The following is a 22,397-nucleotide window of genomic DNA, read 5'->3' as shown; positions in this document are numbered from 1 at the left end:
TCAACGAATGACGACGGGGTAAGAAGGTTGTCAAACGATTCCGACACGAGACGGCATGCAGAAGCCGTCCTGCAGTTCAATCGCTTCTATCGAAAATTTCTGGGCACACACGTCGGCGGCCTTCCGCCCATGCCCTACTCGCTGACGGAAATGCGCATCCTGCGCGAACTGGCCAGCAATAGCGCCGATACCGCCGCCGCGCTCGCGCGCAATCTCTCGCTCGATTCCGGGTATCTGAGCCGCATCCTGACGGGTTTCGAGCAACGCGCGCTGATCTCGCGCGAGCCCTCGAAAGCCGATGCGCGCCAGACGCTGCTGCGTCTGACGGAAGGCGGCCGGGCAGCCTATGCGGCGCTCGCCACGGCCGCGATCGGCAATATCGAGAGCATGCTGGCGAGGCTGACGAAAGACGAGCAGGCGCGGCTCGTCGAGGCCATGCGGGTGGTGCAGCAGCTTTTGAGCTAGGCGCCGTCGCGCATTCACGGCGACGCGCCAAAGAAAAAAGCCGCTTCTTTCGAAGCGGCTTTTTCGTCTGCGGCGATGAAGCGCCCAAGTGGCGCTTATCTGTCAGCGCTTAGAACGACGGGACCATCGAGCCCTTGAATTCGTTCTTGATGAACTGGCGCACGTCTTCCGACTGGTAAGCGGCGACCAGCTTCTTCACCCACGGCTTGTCCTTGTCCTGCGCGCGCACGGCGATCAGGTTGGCGTACGGGCTGTGGATGTCTTCGATCGCGATCGCGTCCTTGGTCGGCTGCAGGCCGGCGGCGAGCGCGTAGTTCGTGTTGATCACGGCAGCGTCGACGTCGCCGAGCGCGCGCGGCAGTTGCGCGGCGTCCAGTTCGACCAGCTTCACCTTCTTCGGATTCGACGCGACGTCGAGCGCCGTGGCATTGTTGCCGTTCGTGCCCGCGCCTGCGCGCAGCTTGATCAGACCCTTGCTCTGCAGCAGCAGCAGCGCGCGGTTTTCGTTCGACGGATCGTTCGGCACCGCGACCTTCGCGCCTTGCGGCAGGTCGTTGAGCGACTTCAGCTTCTTCGAGTACACGCCGATCGGCGAGATGTACGTGAGACCCGCGTTGACGATCTTGTAGCCGCGCTGCTTGATCTGGCTGTCAAGGTACGGGCCGGTCTGGAAGCTGTTGGCGTCGAGGTCGCCCGAATCGAGCGCCGCGTTCGGCTGCACGTAGTCGTTGAACTCGATGACCTTGACGTTCAGGCCTTCGCGCTTCGCGACCTTCTGGACCACGGCCCAGACTTGCGCGTCCGGACCCGACACGGTGCCGACCTTGATGACCTGGTCGTCCGCGCGTGCGCCGAAGCTGGCTGCGAGGGTGGTGGCGGCGACGCCGGCGAGGAGAGCTTTAATCAGATTTCTGCGCTGCATGGAGTGAGTTTCGAGCTGGATGCGTATTGATCGCGTTTTTATCGCGAGAATTGTCGCGGGTCTTGCCGCGCGGTCGCGGCTGTCACGTCGCCGGTCGCGGCGGCGTCATGTGCCGCGCGTCGGCGCAGTCATAAATGATCCCATATGATGAGCGCCCCGCGAAATAAAGAAATCGCATACGGGTATGCCGGCGCGCGCCAGTGTGCGCCGCTGCCGGCGAGGATGCGAGCCGCTCAGCCGTTGATATCGAGCAGGATCTTCAGGTCGTGGAGCCACGGCGTGACGCCCTGGCCGTCACGTGCGAACAGGCGCAGCTTGCCCGTGGTGTCGAACACGTAGCTGGCCGCCGTGTGATCCATCGTGTAGTTGTCGGGCGTGGTGCCCGGCACCTTCGCGTAGTAGACGCGGAAGTCCTTCGTGATCTGCTTGAGCTGCTCGTCGTTGGCCGGACGCAGCGCGATGAAGGTCGGATCGAACGCGCTGACGTACTGGCTCAGGATCTCGGGCGTGTCGCGTTGCGGATCGACGCTCACGAAAATCACCTGCACGCGCTTCGCGGCGTCGGGACCGAGTTGCTGGAGCGCCTGCGAAAGCTCGGCCATCGTGGTCGGGCAGACGTCCGGGCAATGGGTGTAGCCGAAGAACAGCACGACCACCTTGCCCTGGAAGTCGGCGAGCGTGCGCGTCTTGCCGTGCGAATCGGGCAGCGAGAAGTCCTTGCCGAACTGCGTGTTGCCCGTGATGTCGAGGTTCGAGAACGACGGCGGTTGCTGGCCGCACCCTTCGAGCGCGAGCGTGCCGCCCACGAGAGCGGTCGCCGCGAGCGCGACGACCGTGGCGCGCGCGAGGCGCGCTAGCGAAGTGCGGACCATCGCGTTACGCCCCGATGAGTGCGTGCACGTAATGATCGACGAGCAGCGCGACGAACAGCAGCGAGAGATAGATGATCGAGTAACGGAACATCGCGCGCGCGAGGTCGTCCGAATACTCGACATAGATCTTCCAGGCGTAGGCGAGGAAGATCGCGCCGAGCAGCACGCTCGACACCAGATACAGCAGACCGCTCATGCCCGAGATGTAGGGCATCAACGCGACGGCAAAAAGGATCAGCGAGTACAGCAGGATGTGCAGGCGCGTGTACTTCTCACCGTGCGTGTTCGGCAGCATCGGCAGGCCCGCGGCTTCGTAGTCCTTGCGGCGATACAGCGCGAGCGCCCAGAAGTGCGGCGGCGTCCAGACGAAGATGATCAGCACGAGAATCCACGCGTCGCCCGGCACGTGACCGGTGACGGCGGCCCAGCCCAGCGCGGGCGGCATGGCGCCCGAGGCGCCGCCGATCACGATGTTCTGCGGCGTGGCCGGCTTGAGCAGCAGCGTGTAGATGATCGCGTAACCGATGAAGGTCGCGACCGTGAGCCACATCGTGAGCGGATTCGTGAACGTGTAGAGCACCCACATGCCCACGCCGCCGATCACCGCCGAAAACAGCAGGATCTGCCGGCTCGTGATCTCGCCGCGCGCCGAGGGACGCCACGACGTGCGGCGCATGCGGGCGTCGACCTTCTGTTCGACGAGACAGTTAATCGCGAAGGCTGCGCCAGCCGTCAGCCAGATGCCGACGGTACCGCCGATCAGCTGCTTCCAGGGCACCATGCCCGGCACGGCGAGGAACATGCCGATGACCGCGCAAAACACGGCCAGTTGGGTGACGCGCGGCTTGGTCAGCGCGAGATATTGCGAAACGCGGCTGCCGGGCGACTGGGGGAGGGTTGTACTTTCCATAGGGCGGGATCACACCGCAGCGGTGTCGCGCGCAGGGAGAACGGCGCGACCGGGGCGGCTACAAGCAATTCGAAAGTTTAGCACGACGAGCAAAAGCAACAGGATCGCCGCGCCACCGTTGTGAGCCACCGCGATGGGCAATGGCCATTGCAGGACGATGTTCGAAAGTCCTGTCAGGAACTGGAGGGCGATCACGATCAGAACCCAGTTCGCGGGACGGCGCAAGGAGGCATAGCGCCGCATTTTCAAGGCGAACCCTACCAGATAAGCGATCACCACGAAGGCAAACGTGCGATGCGTCCAGTGGATCGCGACCAGCGCGTCCTGCGTGATGACGTCGCCGTTGCCGTCCATGCCGAGCGCGCGCCAGAGGTGGAAGCCGTGATGGAAATCCATCGGCGGAATCCACGCGCCGTTGCAGGTCGGGAAGTCGGTGCAGGCGAGCACCGCGTAGTTCGTGCTCACCCAGCCGCCCAGCGCGATCTGCGCGATCAGCAGCACGAGCCCGATCAGCGCGGCCGCGCGCCAGCGCGCGGCGTCGGGCTCGTAGGCGGGCAGCGGCGTCATGCGCGCGGCGAGCCACGCGAGCGCGCCGAGCAGCGTGAGGCCCAGCATCAAATGCGTGGTGACGATGATCGGCTGCAGCTTCATCGTCACGGTCCAGGCGCCGAACACACCCTGCACGACGATCAGGCCGAGCAGCGCCGTCGGCCACCACGGCGAGACGTGCAGCGGCATGCGCTTGATGCGCGCGCGCCAGGCGATCGCCGTCTGCGCGATGATCAGCACGCCGATCGCCATCGCGAAGTAGCGGTGAATCATTTCGATCCACGCTTTCGACATGCTGACGGGACCGGTGGGCATGGCCAGATGCGCCGCAGCGATCTGCGCGTGCGCGATGAACGGCGACGAGGTGCCGTAGCAGCCCGGCCAGTCGGGGCAGCCGAGGCCCGAATCGGTGAGACGCGTGAAACCGCCGAACATGACGAGGTCGAGCGTCATGAACGTCGTGAGCCACACGAGCTTGCGAAACTTGTTGTCGTCGGCCTTCACCCAGACCCACGAGAGCGGCAGCAACGCGATGCACAGGCCGATCAGGCCCAGCTCCAGGATAAACATCTCTTTCTCTTACTCTTCTCTGTCAGACGCGCTGCGCACCTTAACCGATGCGGGACCACTTGAGGAGCTTCGTGACGTCTTGTTTGATCTTCGACGGATCCGGCTGGGCCGGGAATCGCATCATCAGATTGCCGTTGGGATCGACCAGATAGATGTGATCGGTGTCCTTGGTCGTGTCGGTGGCGGGCAGCCACGCGGCCACGGAAGCCGGGTTGGCGCGCAACATGCGCGTATCCGCGTAAGCCTGCTTCACCTTGTCGGGCACGTTCGCGTCGTCGGTGCGCAGAAACACCGTGACGATGCGCTCGCGCTCCGCGCCTTGAGTCGCGCGCACCTGGCGCATGAAATAGAGCTTCTGCGCGCAGGCGTCGTTGCACGCGCCGCTGTCCACCGTCAGCATCAGCCAGCGGCCGCTCAGCGAGGCGAGCGGCACTTCGCGGCCGTCGTCGCCGGTCACCGTCAGCGCGGACGGAATCGTGCGCTGCGGTTCGATCAGCGTGCCGTAGCTCGTGCTGCCGCCCTTCGGCTTGATCACGTAATACGTGAAATACGACAGCACGATGGGCGCGCCGCAAATGATGACGATGAGCAGCAGCATCCAGCGGCCGCGTTGCCACGAACCTTTCTGCTGACCGTTGCCGCCGCGCGCCGGGTGGCGCGGGACCTGCGATGTATCGGGTGTGTGAGTCGACACTGCTTGAACCTCGTTGTTGTCGCTTCCGGTTTGTCCTGCGCTGAGCTGAGCCAGCGGACGATCCTGCCCCATCGGATGATCAGGCGTCCTTCGTGCCCGGCATCGGACCGTGCATGCGCTCTTTTGCCGCAGCCCGGCGCGCCGCATACAGCCCGAATCCGAGCGCCGCGGCCGCCATGCCCCACCACTGGAGCATGTAGCCGTAGTTGCGTTCGACGTCGGTGGCGGGCGCCGGCCAGTCGCGCACGAGGCCGTCCTTGAAGGCCGGCACGAAGGCGGTCTGCTGGATCACGAAGGGTTGCAGGGGCAATCCGGTTTCCGCCGCGTAGGAAGCGACGCCGAGATTCTGCCGTATCTTCTGATGCGCTGCAGAGCCGCCGGCACCCAGTTCGTACGCCCGCGACGCATCCGCGCGCGCGATGCCTTCCACCGTGACCGTGCCAGCAGGCGTGTCATAGGGCGCGATCGTCTCGCGGTTATCGATGCTGCGCGGCAGCCAGCCGCGATTCACGAGCACCACGCCGCCGGTTTCGAGTTTAAGCGGCATCACGACGTAAAAGCCTGGCTGGTCGTTATAGGGACGATTGTCGAGATACACCACGCGCTCAGGCAAAAACGTGCCGGTCGCGCGCAGGCGATGGAATTCGACGTCTTTGAGCGCGAGCGGCGCCGCGCCCACGATCTGCGGCGTCGCGTTTTCGTACTGCGTGATCTGCGCCTGGAGCGCTTCCTTCTGATGCGCGCGGTCGCGCTGCCAGAAGCCGAGCCGGATCGTCACGGCCATCACGAGCAGAATGAGCAGCGCGGGAACGAGGCGGATTTTCATCGGGTACGTCCAATGCGCGAAATACCGATGATCGCCGCGATCGAACCCCACACGGCGAACCTCGGTGCCATAATGAGATGGGCGTTTTCAGTCATGCCAAATTCCGTGAACTTCATGCACATCCTGGTCCCTGTTGCGTTCGCGCTGATCATCGCCAGCATGATCTCGGCGCTCTACTTCATGATGCACGACCGGGGCCGCACCAAGCGCATGGTCTGGTCGCTCGCCACGCGCGTCGGCCTCTCGATCTCCCTCTTCCTCTTCATCCTCTTCGCGCACTGGATGGGCTGGATTCAGTCCACCGGCATTCCGTACGGGCGCTGATTCGCGCACCGCTTTCCCGCTCGCCCTTCGCGCTCGATCGTCAGGACGTCAAAGACAAAAACGCCGCGCCGACGAGGTCGGAGCGGCGTTTGCGTTCTGTTGTCGCCGCGAAGCGTCGCGCCACGCGCTCAGCGCCACTCAGAGCCAGTACACGACGACGTACAGCCCCAGCCACACCACGTCCACGAAGTGCCAGTACCACGCTGCGCCTTCGAACGCGAAGTGATGCTCGGCGGTGAAGTGGCCGCGAATCATGCGGATCAGCACCACGGTCAGCATCGTGCCGCCGAGGAACACGTGGAAGCCGTGAAAGCCCGTGAGCAGGAAGAACGTCGAACCGTAGATGCCCGACGCGAGCGTGAGGTTCAGTTCGCCGTAAGCGTGGATGTACTCGAACGCCTGCAGGAACAGAAAGCACACGCCCAGCACGATCGTGGCCGCGAGCCACGCGATGGCCTTGGTGCGATGATTCTCGCGCAGCGCGTGGTGCGAGACCGTGAGCGTCGCGCCCGACGAGAGCAGCAGCGCGGTGTTGATGGTCGGCACCGGCCAGGGCGTCATCGAGCGGAAATGCGAGACCAGGGCCGCCGGGCCGTTGTTCGGCCACACCGCGGAGAAGTCCGGCCAGATCAGCTTGTAGTCGAGGCTGCCGAGCTGGTGCAGCGCGATCTGGCGCGCGTAGAACAACGCCCCGAAGAACGCGCCGAAGAACATCACCTCGGAGAAGATGAACCAGCTCATGCTCCAGCGGTACGACACGTCGACGCGTTTGCCGTACATGCCGCCCTCCGATTCGGCGATCGCGTCGCCGAACCAGTGATAGAGCGTGAACAGCAACCACAGCAAGCCGATCACGACGCCGATCGGCGCCCACGAATCGCCGTTGATCCACGACGCGAGCGAGGCGAGCATGACCAGAAGTCCGAGCGCCGCGCTGATCGGATGCCGCGACGGGTGCGGAATGAAGTAGTACGGGCTATCGTTTTGGCCGCTCATGCCTGATTCTCCAATTTCCAGTTGCTCCGGCCGCAGCCGGCTGTGTGTCTCTCGTTGCGTCTCTTGTTGTGTTGCTGCGCTTGTTGCCTGATCTGCTTCCGTTGTTTCGTCTTGCGCCGCGCGCGGCTTCAACCCACCACCGCGTGCACAATCAGCAACAGCACGACGATGAACAGCACCGCGCCGATGATGCCCGCCGCGATCAGCGCCGCCGGATGCAGCTGCGCGGCGTCGGCTTCGAGGTCCGCGCGCTTGCGCACGCCGAGAAACGACCACGCGACCGCCTTCACGAGCTGCAGGACGCTGCCCTTTTTCGCGTTGCCTTTACCGTTCGTGCCGTTTGCGTTCATCTGCGCTTCATTGCGTGGGTGCCGCGTCATCGGTGGAATTCACGCGCCTGCCGCCTGCTTCGGCGCGGCCGGCACCGCCGGCTTGTTCAGCTCGAAGAAGGTGTACGACAGCGTGATCGTCTTCACGTCCTTCGGCAGCTTCGGGTCGACCACGAACACCACCGGCATGCGTTTCGTCTCGTTCGCCTTCAAGGTCTGCTGCGTGAAGCAGAAGCACTCGATCTTGCGGAAATACTCGGTCGCCTGCTTCGGCGCGTAGCTCGGAATCGCCTGCGCGTCGATCGTGCGTCCTTCGTTGTTCGAAATGTCGTACATCACGGTCATGACTTCGCCCGGATGCACGTCGATGCTGCGCTGCTCCGGCCGGAAACCCAGCAGTCCGCGCGCGTTCGCATCGAGTTCGATCGACACCGTGCGCGTCATGTCGACCTGCGTGTTGCGCGCCTCGCGCTCGGTAGCGTCGCGCTGCACGAGATTGTTGATGCCGGTGATCTGGCAGATCGCGCGATACATCGGCACCAGCGCGAAGCCGAAACCGAACATCAACAGCGCCACCACGACGAGCTTCACGAGCATCGATCGGTTGAAGGCGCGGTCGTTTTCGGCATGCTGCGTGGACATCGGACTTCCTCTTACGGTAAGACGGCAAATGCCCCGGCGTCAGTGGCCGGCGAAATACACCTGCTTGACGACGCCGGCCAGAAAGAAGGCCGCGACGACCGCCAGCAACACGAGGCCGAGCCGGCGGTTGCCCGCGCGAATCTGCTCGGGCGTGCGTCTTTTGTCTGTATTGCGCGTCATGCTCGCGGGCCCGTTGGCCGCGTCCGTTCCGGTCATCGTGATGCGCATCGTGAATCGCTCCTCGTTGCGTGCTGCGATGAAAACCGCACAAAGACGGCGGCGTGCGTTAGCGGATTGGCGTCGTTGTTCGGCGCGTTCTGCGTGTTCAGCGTGGTCGGCGTGTCCGGCAACGTGCGCCGGACACCGCGTTCCGAAAGCGGCTTATTCGACCGTCGGCGGATTTTCGAAGGTGTGGAACGGCGCCGGGCTCGGCACGGTCCATTCGAGACCGGTCGCGCCGTCCCACGGCTTGTCGCCGGCCTTTTCCAGATCGCCGCCGCCGCGATACACGGGCAGCGCCACGAAGAACAGGAAGTACACCTGCGAGAGCCCGAAGCCGAATGCGCCGATCGTGATCACCTGGTTCCAGTCGGTGAACTGGGCCGGATAGTCCGCGTAGCGACGCGGCATCCCGGCGAGGCCGACGAAGTGCATCGGCAGGAACGCGAGGTTGAAGAACACCAGCGAGCACCAGAAGTGAATCTTTCCGCGCATCTCGTTGTACATCCAGCCGGTCCATTTTGGCGACCAGTAGTACCACCCTGAGAACAGCGCGAACAAGGACCCCGCCACCAGCACGTAATGGAAGTGCGCCACCACGAAATAGGTGCCGTGATACTGGATGTCGAGCGGCGCCATCGCGAGCATCAGGCCCGAGAGGCCGCCGAACGTGAACACGATCAGGAAGCCCACGGCCCACAGCATCGGCGTTTCGAACGTGAGCGAGCCGCGCCACATCGTGGCGACCCAGTTGAACACCTTCACGCCCGTCGGCACCGCGATCAGCATCGTCGCGTACATGAAGAACAGCTGGCCCGTGACCGGCATGCCCGTGGCGAACATGTGGTGCGCCCAGACCATGAACGAGAGAATCGCGATCGACGCCGTGGCGTACACCATCGAGCTATAGCCGAACAGCGGCTTGCGCGAGAACGCCGGAATCACCTGCGAGACGATCCCGAACGCCGGCAAGATCATGATGTAGACCTCGGGATGGCCGAAGAACCAGAAGATGTGCTGGTACATGACCGGATCGCCGCCGCCTGCCGCGTTGAAGAAGCTCGTGCCGAAGTGACGGTCGAACAGCAGCATCGTGATCGCGCCCGCGAGCACCGGCATCACGGCGATCAGCAGGTAAGCGGTGATGAGCCACGTCCACGCGAACATCGGCATCTTCATGAGCGTCATGCCCGGCGCGCGCATGTTCAGGATCGTGACGACGATGTTGATGCCGCCCATGATCGACGAAGCGCCCATGATGTGGACCGCGAAGATCGCGAAGTCCATGCCAGGGCCCATCTGCGTGGAGAGCGGCGCGTAGAGCGTCCAGCCCGCGGCCGTCGCGCCGCCCGGCGCGAAGAACGAGCCGACCAGCAGACACGCGGCGGCCGGCAGCAGCCAGAAGCTGAAGTTGTTCATGCGCGCGAACGCCATGTCCGAGGCGCCGATCTGCAGCGGCACCATCCAGTTCGCAAAGCCCACGAAGGCCGGCATGATCGCGCCGAACACCATGATCAGGCCGTGCATGGTGGTGAGCTGGTTGAAGAACTCGGGGCGCATGATCTGCAGTCCCGGTTCGAACAGCTCGGCGCGGATGCCGAGCGCCATCACGCCGCCCGACAGGAACATCACGAACGAGAACAGCAGATACAGCGTTCCGATGTCCTTGTGATTGGTGGCCAGCAGCCAGCGTCGCCAGCCGTGCGGTGTCTCGTGCGCGTGATCGCCGTGCACGTGGCCGTGCCCTGCTACATCGTGTCCGATGCTAGACATGACTCTCTCCTGAAGCGAATTGCTTTGCGTCTCTTACTGCAGTTGGTCTGGGCGTGCGTAGGCCCGCTCGTACTGCGTACTGCGCGTTTATTAAATTCTTATGGACTGCTTGCCGTCGCGGCCGTGTTGCAGGCCGCCCGGCTCAAGCCGCCGGGCTGATCGCCACGCGGCGCGCCTCTTTCGGGTCGGCGCCGCCAGTAACGGTTTCCGGCTTCTTCATGATGATGCGGTCTTCGGCGATGCCGGCCGCCTTCAGCGCGTCGCGCACGGCTTGCGCGCGATGCTTGGCGAGTTCGGCGTTCGCGTCGGCCTTGCCGCTCGCGTCGGTGTAGCCCGAGAGCGTGAATTTCGCGTCGGGGTGCGCCTTCGCGTAATCGGCGGCGGCCTGGATCGCGTCCTTCGCGTCGACGGGCAGCGTGCTCTTGCCGATCTCGAAGTAGACGTTCGCGGGCAGCGACGCGCCGGCTTGCGCCGCGCCGGAGGCTTGATCCGCACCGCTCGCGGCGGCGGCCTGATCCGCGCCCGACGCAGCGGAAGCGCCCGCCGCACCGCTTGACGCGGCCTGATCGGCACCCGCCGCAGTACCCGCAGCAGCACCCGCCGCAGCCGTCGCGCCGCCTTCGGGCAGCTTGCCGTTGCGGGCGTCGGCGACCTGACGCGGTTGCAGGAGGTCGCCCATGTGGTTGCCCCACGAATTGCGCTCGAAGGTGATGACCGAAGCGATCTCCACGTCGTTGAGCGTGGGCGCCCACGACGGCATCGCGTTCTTGCCGTGCAGCACGATGCTCACGTGCTCGGCGATCGGACCGTTCGCGACCTTGCTGCCGTCGAGCGCCGGAAACGCGCCCGCGCCCTTGCCGGTCGGCTGGTGGCACACCGCGCAGTTGGCCGCGTAGACCTTCGCGCCGCGCTCCTTCAGTTCCGCGAGCGTGTAGGTCTTGTTCGGGTCGTCGTTGGCGGCCGACATCTTCGCCTTCTGCGTCTGCACCCACTTCGCGTAGTCGTCGTCGGACAGCACTTCGACCACGACCGGCATGTAGGCGTGCTCCTTGCCGCACAGCTCGGTACAGAAGCCGCGGTAGGTGCCCGTCTTCTCGGCCTTGAACCACGTGTCGCGCACGAAGCCCGGAATCGCGTCCTGCTTCACGCCGAACGCCGGCACGTACCACGAGTGCACCACGTCGTTGGCGGTCGTGATCACGCGGATCTTCTTGTTGACCGGCACGACGAGCGGGTTGTCGACTTCCTGCAGATAGGTGTCGGTGATCGGCGCATGGCCGTTCACTTCGGCGCGCGGCGTGGTCAGCGTCGAAAGAAAGCTGATGCCCTCGCCCGGCCCCTTCACGTAGTCGTAGCCCCACTTCCACTGATAGCCGGTGACCTTCACGGTGAGATCGGCGTTGGAGGTGTCTTTCATGGCCACGACGGCCTTGGTCGCCGGCAGCGCCATCAGCACGACGATCACGAACGGCACCACCGTCCAGATGATTTCGACGGTCGTGCTCTCGTGGAAATGCGCGGCCTGATGACCCTTCGATTTGCGGTGCGCAAAAATCGAATAGAACATGACGCCGAATACGCCGATGAAAATCACCGTGCATAGGATCAGCATCATCGTATGGAGGCTGTAAAGCTCTTCTGCGATGCGCGTGACGGGCGGCTGGAGATTGATCTCGTTGACCGCTGGACCGCCCGGACTGTCTCCGACTGCGAGTGCCGCGCCCGCGACCAGAAGTCCGCTGCACGCGAGCACGCCCTGTAGGGCTCGCTTGATTGTTTTCATAGCTTCCTTACCCATATTTTCCATTCAAACCCTCGACCCCGCAGGAAGGTTTCGCAATCAGGTCGCGCCCTGGGGCGCTCGCGCCGCGACTCGTAAAATGACGCAACGCGCATGATTTCAGCCCGCGCGCGCAAGCCACGCACGCAGTTCCCGCGCGAACTGCGCACGCCGATACTGCGGCAGATGCAACCCGACAGCGACCGCCTGGCCGCGGGACACGAGACGCACCGGATCGCGTGGGGTCGCGCCCGGCTCGACCCGGACCCAGCGGGGATTGAATTCGAACTGGGTGAGCGCGTTGGCGCTCATCTGCTCGATCACCAGCCGGTTCGGATATAGCCTGATACGTTCGTAATCGACAGCATGGCGCGCATAGATGGCGAAGGCGCCCCCAACTACCAACAGATCGATTCCAGTGAACGGCAAAACCAGCCAGGCGCCGTGGATCAACAGCAGAACGGCGATCGCGATGGAGACCAGCGCCAGCGACACATAGAACAACACGAATTGCCTGGGCGAAACCGAACAATTGCGCTTCATGGTCCAGTCTTTCAGGACCGGCTCCGGACTCGCCAGCAGATCAGATGTCTGCATCGCTCGCTCCCCCCACTGCAACATCCTCAGACTATCGCCGCTTTGCGCCTTACACAACTGCGGGAGATCTGGACTTGCCGTGTCGGATTTGGGGTCTGCCCGTGCAGCAAGCTGACGCATTATAGGCGCGAACCCCAGCCCTCACAAGCAAGCCCCAATCTGCCTAAAACCCTTACCAGACGGCACTTCCAGCGATTTTTCAACAAAAATTCGGGGGCTTTTCAGGCGCTAATTTCAGACATAACGAAAGCCCCCTTACCACGTCAGCGATTCCTTGCCGAACCGCGTCCAATATCTTCGATCCGCACGATCCCGTGGCCTTCAGCCGTCGTGCGCGGCACGGCCTTCCAGGCGTGTCCGTAGATGATTTCGAAGGTGAGCGGGATGGTTCCCGCGTTCGGTCCGTCGTGCAGCCGGCGCGCCTCGAGCGCGTCCAGCAGCGCACGATAGAGGCGACGCGGCGCGAGCGCCGGCGCGTCGGCGTCGGACGCTTCCCAGCCGAACGGATAGGCGCCCCAGCGGCGCACGTCGGCGAGCAGCTTTTCCGGCGTCTTGTAGGTGACGGTGAGCGTCTCCTGATCCATCACCGGAATCTCAAAGCCGTTCTCGACCAGCATGTCGCCGAGATCGTGCATGTCAACGAAATCGATCACGTGCGGCTGCGTGGCCACGCCGTGCGCGGCCTCGACTTCGGCATAGGCGCCACGTAGCTCCTTGAGCGTGTCGGGGCCAAGCGTGCTGAACATCAGCAGGCCGTTCACCTTGAGCACGCGCTGCCATTCGCCGAACACGAGGTCCGGGCGCGGATGCCAGTGCAGCGCGAGGTTCGACCACAGCATCTCGAATGCGCCGTGCGCAAACGGCAGTTCGGCGAAGTCGGCCTGCGCGAAACGCGGACCGCGTGCGCCGAGCGCCCGGCCGATCGAAACGGGGAGGAACCGGCGCCAGCTCGTGTCGCCGGCGTCGTGCGCGCGGGCGCGCTCGAGCATCGCAAACGAAAGATCGGCGCCGAACACCGGCGCTTCGGGGAAGCGCTCGCGCAGATTCGGGAGGTCGTCACCGGGGCCGCAGCCCAGGTCGAGCACGCACGTGGGGCTCACCTTGATGTAGTCGAGGCGCTCGCGCATGCGGCTCGCGATTTCTCGCGGCAGGAACGCGACCTCGTCGAAAGTCGCCGCGCGACGATCGAAAATCCGCTGCACATGGCGCGGATCATAGGCCGGACGGCCGGGTCTGGGGTGAGACGGGGACATGTCGGTCGTATTGGCGAAGTCTGCGAAGTATACTCGCTCACTCCCATCCTTTCAGTTCACGAGCCCGCTACGGGCCGCCCTTCGATGCCGCCGCCGCCCGCTTCGACGTCCCCTTCGACGTCTCTTGAGTCGCCCGCCTCGCGACGCGCCGCTTGCCGGACCCAGGGTTCGAACCCATCCCGGGCCCTGCCGCGCGTCTGCCAGAGCGTGCGAGCGCGTTGGTCGCGGCTCGCCCACTTCGTGCTGCCCAATCCGTGCCCATTATGCGGCAATTTGACGCGAGGCAGTGTCAGCGTGTCCGGGGCGTCCAGCGCGCGCGGCCTGCTGTGCGAGGGCTGCGATGCCGCGTACTGGAACGAGGCGCGGCTGCGCTGCGCGGTATGCGCGCTGCCGCTCGCGAGCGCGCGACGCGGGATGCAGCGGCGGGATGGCGCGGAGGCGGAACGCGGCCGCCATCGCTGCGAGGCGTGCCTGAAAACACCGCCCGCCTTCGATGCGACGCTCGCGCTCGCCGACTATCGTGCGCCGCTCGACGGTCTCGCGCGCGGGCTCAAGTTCCGCGCGCGGCTCGCGCTGGGCGAGGAATTCGCGCGGCGGCTCGCGCTGGCCACCGACGATTGGCTCGATGCTGCGGAGTCCGCCGCGAATGGCGAAACCGACGTGCCCGATCTGATCGTGCCCGTGCCGCTTTCGCGCGAGCGCCTGATCGAACGCGGCTACAACCAGGCGTGGCTGATCGCGAAACCGCTGGCGCGCGCGCTCGGCACGCGCGCCGACGCCACGCTGCTGCGCCGCACGCTGCACACGGCGCCGCAATCGAAGCTCGACCGCGAAACGCGCCGCCGCAACGTGGGCCGGGCGTTCGCGTTGAGGCGCACCGATCTGCGCGGCCTGCACCTGGGCGTGGTCGACGACGTCATGACCTCGGGCGCGACGCTCGACGCCCTCGCCCGCACCCTCAAGGCTGCGGGCGCGCGGCGCGTGACGAATTTCGTCGCGCTTCGCACGCCGAAGGACTGAGCGCCGCGCGCTTTTTTATCGTTTTTATCGTCTTTTCACGAGTTTCATCATCATGTTCAACGTCGTTCTCGTCGAACCGGAAATTCCGCCGAACACCGGCAACGTCATTCGCCTGTGCGCGAACACGGGCGCCCGGCTGCATCTGATCGAGCCGCTCGGCTTTCCGCTCGACGACACGAAGATGCGCCGCGCGGGCCTCGACTATCACGAATACGCGCAGATGCACGTGCACGCCAACTGGGACGCGTTCGTCGCCAAGGAAACGCCCGATCCGGCGCGCATGTTCGCGTTCACCACGCGCGGCTCGGGGCGCTTTCACGATCACGCGTTCCTGCCGGGCGACTGGTTCGTGTTCGGTGCGGAAACGCGTGGCCTGCCCGACGGCGTGCTGGAGCGCTTCGCGCCCGAACAGCGCGTGCGCCTGCCGATGCGGCCCGGCAATCGCAGCCTGAATCTGTCGAATACGGTCGCGGTCGTGGTGTTCGAAGCGTGGCGTCAGGCCGGTTTCGAGGGCGGGGAATAAGGGCGGATTGACGGTGAAGCGTGCTCATCGGGCACGCAGTTCGCGCTCGTAACGCGCGAGCATCGCCTCGTCGAAGCACGCGAAGATCACGCGTTCGAGCGCCGGATACGCGGGCAGGGTGTCGATGACGGTTGCGAACGCGATGCTCACCGCTTCGTCGGGCGGGAATCGGTACACGCCGCAGCTGATGGCGGGAAACGCGATGCTGCGCACGTTCGCCTCGCGCGCCACTTCAAGCGAGCGCCGGTAACTCGAGGCCAGCAGGAACGCCTCGTCGCGCGCGCCGCCGTTCCAGACCGGACCAACGGTGTGAATCACGTGTTTTGCGGGAAGCCGGTAGCCGGCGGTGAGTTTGGCGTCGCCGGTCGGACAGCCGTGCAGCGGCTCGCACTCGCGCAGCAGGCCGGGGCCGGCCGCGCGATGGATCGCGCCGTCCACGCCGCCGCCGCCGAGCAGCGAGGTGTTCGCGGCGTTCACGATGGCGTCGACGGCGAGCGTCGTGATGTCCACGACTCGCGCCTCGACGCGGCACGCTCCGAGGGTGAGCATGACGGTCCTCCTTGCGCGCTTGTGCGCAACCTCGCGCAACCTCGCACCCTCACGGCGAAGGCGCGCCGTGGCCGCGCGGGACTATTCCGCCTTCGCGTCGCGCCTGAGCAGGGCGCTCACGGCGTCGCGCGGCGCCACGCCGTCGAACAGCACGGCGCATACCGCCTCGGTGATCGGCATGTCGATCCGATGCGCGCGCGCGATCGCCAGCACGGCGCGCGCGCAGCGCACGCCTTCGGCCACGTGGCCGAGCGCGCCGAGGATGTCGTCGAGCGTGCGCCCGCTCGCCAGCTGCTTGCCGACGGTGCGGTTGCGCGACAGGTCGCCGGTGGCGGTAAGGATGAGGTCGCCGAGGCCCGTGAGACCCGTAAAGGTCTCCGCGCGGCCGCCGAGCGTCACGCCCAGACGCGTCATTTCCGCGAGACCGCGCGTGATGAGCGCGGCGCGTGCGTTCAGGCCGAGGCCGAGTCCGTCCGAGATGCCGGTGGCGATGGCAAGCACGTTCTTGACCGCGCCGCCCACTTCCACGCCGACGACGTCGTCGCCGGTATAGATGCGCATCGCACGGTGATGGAATGCGGCGAGCGTGCGCTCGCGGCAGTCGGCCGACGCACTCGCGACCGTGAGCGCGACGGGCAGACCCTCGCCCACTTCGCGCGCGAAACTCGGGCCGGACAGCACGCCATTGCTCGCGTGGTCGGGCAATTCCGCCGCGACGACCTGATGCGGCATCAACTGCGAGTCGGCTTCGAAGCCTTTGCAAAGCCACACGAAATGCGCGGGCACGCGGCCCATGTCGCGCATCGTGCGCAGCATGTCGCGCAGGCCCGCCACGGGTGTGCCGAGCACGACCAGATCCGCTTCGCCCGCGCCGTAGTCGAGCGCGGCAGCGAGATCGGTTTCGTACTGGAGAGATTCAGGCAGCGAGACGCCCGCCAGATAGCGGGCGTTCTCGTGCGTTTTACGCAGGGCGTCGACGAGCGCGCCATCGCGCGCCCACAACACCGTGTCATGCGCCTGGGCCAGATGGCCCGCCAGCGCGGTGCCCCACGCTCCGGCGCCGAGAACGGCGACTTTCATTCCGATACTCCGCACCGGTTGGTTCGATCAGCGATCAAAAAACGATCAATGCGTGGCGTTGCTGGCGCCGTCCTGCTGCTGCGCGATCTGCTGCAGGCGTTGCTCGTAGAGCGCCTGGAAGTTGATCTCGGCGAGGTGGATCGGCGGGAAGCCCGCACGCGTGATCGCGTCGGCGATGTTCGAGCGCAGATACGGGAACAGGATGGTCGGGCAAGCGATGCCGACGAGCGGATCGACCTGTTCCGCCGGGATGTTGCGGATGTCGAAAATGCCGGCTTGCTTGGCTTCGATCAGGAACGCAACCTTGTCCTTGACCTTGGCGGTGACCGTGCCGGTGACGAGGATCTCGAACACCGATTCCGCGAGGCGTTCGGCCTTGACGTCGACTTCCACTTCAACCGACGGCATGTCCTGCTCAAGGAAGATGGCCGGCGAGTTCGGCTGCTCGAGCGACAGGTCCTTGAGGTAAATGCGCTGGATGTTGAAGAACGGCTGGTTATTCTCGTCAGACATGGTGTTTGGCTTCCTGATTAAATGAACTGCGGCTGCACAGTATCGCAAGGTCTCGCAATGAGGCGAGTCCGCGCGACGCAGCCGCACTGAGCAGCAACAAACGACAACACGCCCGCGCGAACCTTTCCGGCTCGCGCGGGCGAAACCTGGGGCGCTGTTACCGCGCCCGAACCGCCCTTGCCAGGCGGCGAATGCATCGGACCGACGCGCGGTCCGATGCGCAGCCCGAAACTCAGGCCGCAGCTTCGAGCAGCGGCATCAGGCCGCCTGCACGGTCGAGCGCGGAGAGGTCATCGTAACCGCCCACATGCGTCTCGCCGATATAGACCTGCGGCACCGTGCGACGGCCGGTACGCGTCATCATTTCTTCACGACGCGCCGGATCCCGGTCGATCAGCACTTTCTCGATGTGTTCGACGCCGCGCGACTTTAAAAGACGTTCGGCCATCTGGCAATACGGGCACACCTGGGTGCTGTACATGACCACTTTGTTCACTTCGAACCTCCTTGTTTCACGACCGGCATACCGGCCTGCTGCCAGGCGTTCACGCCGCCGTCCAGCACGTGGACTTCGGCAAAACCGGCTTCCTTCACAAGGCTCGCGGCCTTGTTCGAGTGCTGGCCCGTCTGGCAGACCAGCAGCACCGGGTTGCTCTTGTTCTTCACGAACTGGCCGATCTTGCCCTGCAGCTCGCTCATCGGCAGATGGCGGGCGGCGGGCAGATGGCCCTTCGCGAATTCGTCGGCCGAACGCACGTCGATCACCACCGCGTTGCGGCGGTTGATCATCTGCGTGGCTTCGGCGGCCGATACGCCGCCGCGGCCGCCGCGTTTGAGCGTCGGCCACAGGAGCAACCCTCCTGAGATGAGGACGATCGCGATGAGAACAAGGTTGATGTAATTGGTGAAGAACGTCACGGAGGGGCCGCCGGGAAAAAGAGAAATCGTGGGAAATCGAGTTCGGACAATCCGCTCATTATAAAATAACCGTTTGTCGCAGGGTTGACGCCCCCCAGCCCGGGCGCACAACCCGATGGACCGGGCCGCCCTGGCTTGCTGGCTGTTCCCGTCCCCGATTACCGCTTCTTCACTACCGACCGGCATCCTCATGTACAAACTCGTACTCATCCGCCACGGCGAATCGACGTGGAACAAGGAAAACCGCTTCACCGGCTGGGTGGACGTCGACCTGACCGAACAGGGCAATCGCGAGGCCCAGCAGGCCGGCCAGCTCCTCAAGGCATCCGGCTATGCGTTCGACATCGCCTACACGTCGGTGCTCAAGCGCGCGATCCGCACGCTCTGGCACGTCCAGGACCAGATGGACCAGATGTACCTCCCGGTCGTCCACTCGTGGCGTCTGAACGAGCGTCATTACGGCGCGCTTTCGGGCCTGAACAAGGCGGAAACGGCTGCGAAGTACGGCGACGAACAGGTGCTCGTCTGGCGCCGCAGCTACGACACGCCGCCGCCCGCGCTCGATCCGTCGGACGACCGCACGGCCTACAACGACCCGCGCTACGCCAAGGTGCCGCGCGAGCAACTGCCGCTGACCGAGTGCCTGAAGGACACGGTCGCGCGCGTGCTGCCGCTGTGGAACGAGTCGATCGCGCCGGCCATCAAGTCGGGCAAGAACGTCGTGATCGCCGCGCACGGCAACTCGATCCGCGCGCTCGTGAAGTATCTGGACGGCATTTCGGACAGCGACATCGTCGGCCTGAACATTCCGAACGGCGTGCCGCTCGTCTATGAGCTCGACGAGAACCTCAAGCCCATCACGCATTACTACCTCGGCGACGCCGAGGCCATCGCGCAGGCTCAGGCCGCCGTCGCGAACCAGGGCAAGAAAGCGGGCTGATCCACGCCTCGCTTCGCTCACGCATGACTCTCGCCGGCGCCCGCTCCTTTCGAGCGGGCGCCGGCGGTTTACGCCCAGGCCGGCTGAAGCTGTCGACTCAAGCTCGCATGCCGACTTCGCCTCCGCCGTGTCCGCACCGCGCTGCGTTATCTCCTGCATCGCCGCTCACGTCATCCCTTGCGCCATCCTTTCGCGCGAGCTACGTGCCGCCATCGTCTTTGCGCACGCTCGCGCGGCGGGCTGACAGCGCCGCCAGCTTCCCGCCAGTTCGCCGCCACACCCGCGTCCAGTCTGCCTCCGAGGCGCAATTCACGGCACAATTCACGGCACGCGGCTTGCGAACCCGGCCGCAGCGCGGTTGTCGAACACGCAACGTTCGGCTGGCCGCGCGCTTCGATTCATGCCCGTTCATCCCTCGAACCCGACGCTGAACGCGCCTTGTACACAGACGCGGCAACTGTGCAGTTATACTTGTCCGTCGCTTTTCCATTAGACGCTGCCACGCGCCTATTTTTCACGCGCCTCGACCGCACGCAACAAACTCTATGCGAAAGAACCTGAAAAACATCGGCCTGATCGCCGCTGGCCTCGCGACCGGCGTATTTGCCACCCTGCAGATTTCCGCCTCGGCGCAGCAGACCCAGCAGACCGTGATCGAGCCGCTGCCGCTCGACCAGCTGCGGCTCTTCGCCGAAGTCTTCGGTCAGATCAAGCATGAGTACGTCACGCCGGTCGACGACAAGAAGCTCCTCACCGCCGCCATCAAGGGCATGGTGTCGAGTCTCGACCCGCATTCGTCGTATCTCGACAAGACCGACTACCAGGAACTCCAGGAACAGACCAAGGGCCGCTTCGCGGGCCTCGGCATCGAGATCTCCTCGGAAGACGGCCTGATCAAGGTGATCTCGCCCATCGAAGACACGCCCGCGTTCCGCGCCGGCATCCGTCCGGGCGACCTCATCACGCGTATCAACGACAAGCCCGTGCGCGGCATGACGCTCGACCAGGCCGTCAAGCAGATGCGCGGCGATCCGGGCACGAAGGTCACGCTCACGATCTTCCGCAAGACCGACGACCGCACCTTCCCGCTCACCATCACGCGCGCCATCATCAAGGTGCAGAGCGTGAAGTCGAAGATCCTGCAGCCGGGTTACGCGTACATCCGCATCACGAGCTTCCAGGAACGCACCACGCCTGACCTCGCAGCCAAGCTGCAGGACATCGCGCGTCAGGAGCCGAACCTGAAGGGCCTCATCCTCGATCTGCGCAACAACGGCGGCGGTCTGCTGCAGAGCGCGGTCGGCGTGGCGGGCGCGTTCCTGCCGGCCGACTCGGTCGTCGTCTCGACCAACGGCCAGATTCCGGACTCGAAGCAGGTCTATCGCGACAACTACGAGAACTACCGCCTGCCGTCGTTCGACGGCGACCCGCTCAAGGGCGAGGCGGCCGAGTTCAAGACCGTGCCGATGATCGTGCTGACCAACGCCTACTCGGCGTCGGCGTCGGAAATCGTCGCGGGCGCGCTGCAGGACCAGAAGCGTGCGCTCATCATCGGCAAGACGACCTTCGGCAAGGGCTCGGTGCAAACCGTGCGTCCGATGACGGCCGACACGGCGCTGCGTCTGACCACGGCGTACTACTACACGCCGAGCGGCCGCTCGATCCAGAACAAGGGCATCCGTCCTGACGTCGCGGTCGATCAGTACGCGGACGGCGATCCGGACGACGCACTCGTCACGCGCGAAGTGGACTACCAGAACCACCTCGCCAACACGCAGGATCCGGACGAGAAGAAGGAGCAGGACGTGCGCGAGCAGGAGCGCATGGACATGCTGCGTCAGCTCGAAGAGCAGAACGACAAGAAGACGCCGGAACAGCGCCAGAAGGATCGCGAGCGCAAGCCGGTCGAATTCGGTTCGACTGACGACTTCATGCTCCAGCAGGCGCTGAACAAGCTTCAGGGCAAGCCGGTGGTCGAATCGAAGTCGCCGATGGAACGCCGCATGGCGCAGCAGAAGCCGCCCACCTCGGCTTCGGCGCCCATCGCCGTGAAGCCGGGCGCGCAGATCATGGCGCCGGGCGCGTCGGCTCCGGCCGCTGCTTCCGCACCTGCAACGGCGCCCGCGCCGGCGTCGGCTCCCGCGAAGTAAGCTGCATCTGCCTCACCCGCTCCGGGGGCCGCGTTAGCACCACCACGCGCGCCCCGGAGCGAAGCTCCCGCCGCCGGTACAATACGAACTTCGCGACTTTCGCGAATCCGTATTTCCGGCGCGCGTCTCACGGTCTTCTGTCCATCGCGCGCCTCGCACCGTGCGCCCCGCGATGAACGACGACCAACTCCTCCGCTATTCCCGCCATATCCTCGTCGACGAGATCGGCATCGAGGCGCAGCAGCGCTTTCTCGACGCGCATGCACTCGTGATCGGCGCGGGCGGCCTCGGCTCGCCGGCGGCGATGTATCTCGCGGCGTCGGGTGTGGGCACGCTCACGCTCGTCGACAACGACACGGTCGATCTCACCAATCTGCAGCGGCAGATCATGCACGAGACGGCGTCGGTGGGCCGCGCCAAGGTCGAGTCGGGCCGCGACGCCATCGCGCGCCTGAATCCGGAAGTGACGGTCAACGCCGTGCAGGCGCGCATCGACGACGCCTGGCTCGACGAGCAGGTGCCGAAGATGAGCGTGGTGCTCGATTGCACCGACAACTTCGCCACGCGCCACGCGATCAACCGCGCCTGCGTGAAGCATGGCGTGCCGCTCGTCTCGGGCGCGGCGCTGCGTTTCGACGGCCAGATCAGCACCTTCGACTTCCGCCGCGAGGACTCGCCCTGCTACGCCTGCGTGTTCCCCGAGGATCAACCGTTCGAGGAAGTCGCGTGCTCGACGATGGGCGTGTTCGCGCCCACGGTGGGCATCATCGGCGCGATGCAGGCCGCGGAAGCGCTGCGTGTGGTCGGCGAGATCGGCACGCCGCTCGTCGGCCGGCTGATGATGCTCGATTCGCTGCGCATGGAGTGGAACACGATGCGCATCGCGCGCCAGCCCGATTGCCCCGTCTGCGGCGAACGGCACGTGTGAGCGCGCCAACAAAAAAGCCCCGGCATGCCGGGGCTTTTTTGCTTTTGAAGCACGA

Annotated in this window: 26 protein-coding genes; 7 read left to right on the top strand and 19 right to left on the bottom strand. The window is 65.1% G+C overall.

Features of this window, described 5'->3' with window-relative positions:
* Window positions 1–129: 129 nt before the first annotated feature.
* Complete coding sequence (locus BMY06_RS02830; protein WP_124263144.1) at window positions 130–465, top strand: MarR family winged helix-turn-helix transcriptional regulator; 336 nt, start codon at window positions 130–132, stop codon at window positions 463–465.
* A 109-nt stretch (window positions 466–574) separates the two neighbouring features.
* Here BMY06_RS02830 and BMY06_RS02825 read toward each other — a convergent pair whose 3' ends face one another.
* From BMY06_RS02825 to BMY06_RS02800, 6 genes are all read right to left on the bottom strand, one after another.
* Window positions 575–1,387 (bottom strand): MetQ/NlpA family ABC transporter substrate-binding protein, encoded by an 813-nt coding sequence (locus BMY06_RS02825; RefSeq protein ID WP_065062151.1) that lies wholly within the window; start codon window positions 1,385–1,387, stop codon window positions 575–577.
* Between the two features lie 233 nt (window positions 1,388–1,620).
* Window positions 1,621–2,259, bottom strand: a complete 639-nt coding sequence (locus tag BMY06_RS02820) for an SCO family protein (RefSeq protein WP_074981456.1) — start codon at window positions 2,257–2,259, stop codon at window positions 1,621–1,623.
* A 4-nt stretch (window positions 2,260–2,263) separates the two neighbouring features.
* Window positions 2,264–3,169, bottom strand: coding sequence for a heme o synthase (gene cyoE / locus BMY06_RS02815; RefSeq protein WP_065062149.1), 906 nt, complete (start codon window positions 3,167–3,169; stop codon window positions 2,264–2,266).
* Between the two features lie 9 nt (window positions 3,170–3,178).
* Window positions 3,179–4,288 carry a COX15/CtaA family protein gene (locus tag BMY06_RS02810; RefSeq protein ID WP_065062146.1) on the bottom strand — a complete coding sequence of 370 codons (1,110 nt, stop codon included), beginning with the start codon at window positions 4,286–4,288 and terminating at the stop codon, window positions 3,179–3,181.
* Between the two features lie 40 nt (window positions 4,289–4,328).
* Window positions 4,329–4,982: an SCO family protein gene (locus tag BMY06_RS02805; protein WP_065062333.1), complete on the bottom strand. Its 654-nt coding sequence runs from the start codon at window positions 4,980–4,982 to the stop codon at window positions 4,329–4,331.
* A gap of 79 nt (window positions 4,983–5,061) precedes the next feature.
* Window positions 5,062–5,808, bottom strand: coding sequence for an SURF1 family protein (locus tag BMY06_RS02800; protein WP_074981454.1), 747 nt, complete (start codon window positions 5,806–5,808; stop codon window positions 5,062–5,064).
* Window positions 5,809–5,922: 114 nt separating this feature from the next.
* Here BMY06_RS02800 and BMY06_RS02795 point away from each other — a divergent pair, with 114 nt between their 5' ends.
* Complete coding sequence (locus BMY06_RS02795; RefSeq protein WP_028201826.1) at window positions 5,923–6,132, top strand: twin transmembrane helix small protein; 210 nt, start codon at window positions 5,923–5,925, stop codon at window positions 6,130–6,132.
* Between the two features lie 138 nt (window positions 6,133–6,270).
* Here BMY06_RS02795 and BMY06_RS02790 read toward each other — a convergent pair whose 3' ends face one another.
* From BMY06_RS02790 to BMY06_RS02755, 8 genes are all read right to left on the bottom strand, one after another.
* Window positions 6,271–7,128: a cytochrome c oxidase subunit 3 gene (locus tag BMY06_RS02790; protein WP_065062142.1), complete on the bottom strand. Its 858-nt coding sequence runs from the start codon at window positions 7,126–7,128 to the stop codon at window positions 6,271–6,273.
* A 128-nt stretch (window positions 7,129–7,256) separates the two neighbouring features.
* On the bottom strand, window positions 7,257–7,478 hold the full coding sequence (locus BMY06_RS02785; protein WP_065062140.1) for a DUF2970 domain-containing protein: 222 nt from the start codon (window positions 7,476–7,478) through the stop codon (window positions 7,257–7,259).
* A gap of 39 nt (window positions 7,479–7,517) precedes the next feature.
* Entirely contained in the window at window positions 7,518–8,099 is a 582-nt protein-coding gene (locus tag BMY06_RS02780; RefSeq protein ID WP_074981452.1) for a cytochrome c oxidase assembly protein, read from the bottom strand.
* Window positions 8,100–8,138: 39 nt separating this feature from the next.
* On the bottom strand, window positions 8,139–8,279 hold the full coding sequence (locus BMY06_RS02775) for a cytochrome oxidase small assembly protein (protein WP_216822702.1): 141 nt from the start codon (window positions 8,277–8,279) through the stop codon (window positions 8,139–8,141).
* A gap of 201 nt (window positions 8,280–8,480) precedes the next feature.
* Window positions 8,481–10,091 carry a cytochrome c oxidase subunit I gene (gene ctaD / locus BMY06_RS02770; RefSeq protein WP_065062134.1) on the bottom strand — a complete coding sequence of 537 codons (1,611 nt, stop codon included), beginning with the start codon at window positions 10,089–10,091 and terminating at the stop codon, window positions 8,481–8,483.
* A gap of 142 nt (window positions 10,092–10,233) precedes the next feature.
* Window positions 10,234–11,898, bottom strand: coding sequence for a cytochrome c oxidase subunit II (gene coxB, locus BMY06_RS02765; protein WP_074981450.1), 1,665 nt, complete (start codon window positions 11,896–11,898; stop codon window positions 10,234–10,236).
* Between the two features lie 93 nt (window positions 11,899–11,991).
* Window positions 11,992–12,468, bottom strand: coding sequence for a DUF2244 domain-containing protein (locus BMY06_RS02760; RefSeq protein WP_065062129.1), 477 nt, complete (start codon window positions 12,466–12,468; stop codon window positions 11,992–11,994).
* A 263-nt stretch (window positions 12,469–12,731) separates the two neighbouring features.
* A complete protein-coding gene (locus BMY06_RS02755) occupies window positions 12,732–13,721 on the bottom strand; it encodes a methyltransferase domain-containing protein (protein WP_074981448.1) in 990 nt (329 codons plus the stop codon).
* A 186-nt stretch (window positions 13,722–13,907) separates the two neighbouring features.
* Between BMY06_RS02755 and BMY06_RS02750 the strand changes: the two genes are divergently transcribed.
* Window positions 13,908–14,741: a ComF family protein gene (locus tag BMY06_RS02750; protein WP_074981734.1), complete on the top strand. Its 834-nt coding sequence runs from the start codon at window positions 13,908–13,910 to the stop codon at window positions 14,739–14,741.
* Between the two features lie 52 nt (window positions 14,742–14,793).
* Window positions 14,794–15,264, top strand: a complete 471-nt coding sequence (gene trmL, locus BMY06_RS02745; protein ID WP_065062125.1) for a tRNA (uridine(34)/cytosine(34)/5-carboxymethylaminomethyluridine(34)-2'-O)-methyltransferase TrmL — start codon at window positions 14,794–14,796, stop codon at window positions 15,262–15,264.
* 24 nt (window positions 15,265–15,288) lie between these two features.
* Here trmL and BMY06_RS02740 read toward each other — a convergent pair whose 3' ends face one another.
* The 5 genes from BMY06_RS02740 to BMY06_RS02720 form a co-directional block, all read right to left on the bottom strand.
* Window positions 15,289–15,813 carry an O-acetyl-ADP-ribose deacetylase gene (locus BMY06_RS02740; RefSeq protein ID WP_074981446.1) on the bottom strand — a complete coding sequence of 175 codons (525 nt, stop codon included), beginning with the start codon at window positions 15,811–15,813 and terminating at the stop codon, window positions 15,289–15,291.
* Between the two features lie 81 nt (window positions 15,814–15,894).
* Window positions 15,895–16,893, bottom strand: a complete 999-nt coding sequence (locus BMY06_RS02735) for an NAD(P)H-dependent glycerol-3-phosphate dehydrogenase (RefSeq protein ID WP_074981444.1) — start codon at window positions 16,891–16,893, stop codon at window positions 15,895–15,897.
* Between the two features lie 45 nt (window positions 16,894–16,938).
* Window positions 16,939–17,406 (bottom strand): protein-export chaperone SecB, encoded by a 468-nt coding sequence (gene secB / locus BMY06_RS02730; protein WP_065062119.1) that lies wholly within the window; start codon window positions 17,404–17,406, stop codon window positions 16,939–16,941.
* Between the two features lie 232 nt (window positions 17,407–17,638).
* Window positions 17,639–17,902, bottom strand: coding sequence for a glutaredoxin 3 (gene grxC / locus BMY06_RS02725; RefSeq protein WP_065062117.1), 264 nt, complete (start codon window positions 17,900–17,902; stop codon window positions 17,639–17,641).
* Window positions 17,899–18,324 carry a rhodanese-like domain-containing protein gene (locus BMY06_RS02720; RefSeq protein ID WP_065062115.1) on the bottom strand — a complete coding sequence of 142 codons (426 nt, stop codon included), beginning with the start codon at window positions 18,322–18,324 and terminating at the stop codon, window positions 17,899–17,901. The genes grxC and BMY06_RS02720 overlap by 4 nt, the downstream gene beginning before the upstream one ends.
* A gap of 190 nt (window positions 18,325–18,514) precedes the next feature.
* On the opposite strand from BMY06_RS02720, the gene gpmA reads away from it, so the two are divergent.
* From gpmA to BMY06_RS02705, 3 genes are all read left to right on the top strand, one after another.
* On the top strand, window positions 18,515–19,264 hold the full coding sequence (gpmA, locus tag BMY06_RS02715) for a 2,3-diphosphoglycerate-dependent phosphoglycerate mutase (protein ID WP_065062113.1): 750 nt from the start codon (window positions 18,515–18,517) through the stop codon (window positions 19,262–19,264).
* 545 nt (window positions 19,265–19,809) lie between these two features.
* Window positions 19,810–21,414, top strand: coding sequence for a S41 family peptidase (locus BMY06_RS02710; RefSeq protein WP_074981442.1), 1,605 nt, complete (start codon window positions 19,810–19,812; stop codon window positions 21,412–21,414).
* 172 nt (window positions 21,415–21,586) lie between these two features.
* Window positions 21,587–22,342 (top strand): HesA/MoeB/ThiF family protein, encoded by a 756-nt coding sequence (locus tag BMY06_RS02705; RefSeq protein ID WP_065062109.1) that lies wholly within the window; start codon window positions 21,587–21,589, stop codon window positions 22,340–22,342.
* The last annotated feature ends 55 nt before the right edge of the window (window positions 22,343–22,397 follow it).

The organism is Paraburkholderia tropica (genome assembly GCF_900109265.1).
Classification (GTDB): Bacteria; Pseudomonadota; Gammaproteobacteria; order Burkholderiales; family Burkholderiaceae; genus Paraburkholderia; species Paraburkholderia tropica.
The sequence above is the reverse complement of the archived record's forward strand: the minus strand, read 5'-3'. Positions and strand labels throughout refer to the sequence as shown.